Raw genomic sequence first — 315 nt, 5'->3', positions numbered from 1 at the left:
CGGGACGGGGCGGGAGCCGCCTGTGCCGGTATCTCCCATGGACGAGCAGCTTGTGGTTTTTCGGCGGGGCGCTCGACACGAGCAACCGGATCGGCGGCATTGGCGGAAGCGGGCGTCGGGGCCGGCCCGAAGCTGAAATCGTCGTTGAAACTGGCCGCTCTGGGCGCGGGTTCGGGCGTATCGTTGCGCGACGCCATGTCGCCGAAGCCGAACGGGTCCGCTCGGCCGGCGGCCGGCTCATCGTTTGAGGCCGGCGTTGCCACCGGATCGAGGCTGAACGGGTCATCGAAGGCCGGCGAGCTGCGCTGGCTGGAA

Annotated in this window: 1 protein-coding gene; it reads left to right on the top strand. The window is 69.8% G+C overall.

The genetic code is table 11. The features are described from left to right. Window positions 1-99 precede the first annotated feature (99 nt). Window positions 100-315: hypothetical protein (locus EN852_RS38220; RefSeq protein ID WP_135879864.1), on the top strand; the 216-nt coding region annotated here is incomplete at its 3' end.

Origin of the sequence: Mesorhizobium sp. M2E.F.Ca.ET.209.01.1.1 (assembly GCF_004010375.2) — a bacterium.
Lineage (GTDB): Bacteria > Pseudomonadota > Alphaproteobacteria > Rhizobiales > Rhizobiaceae > Mesorhizobium.
This window is presented reverse-complemented; position numbering and strand designations above follow the sequence as displayed.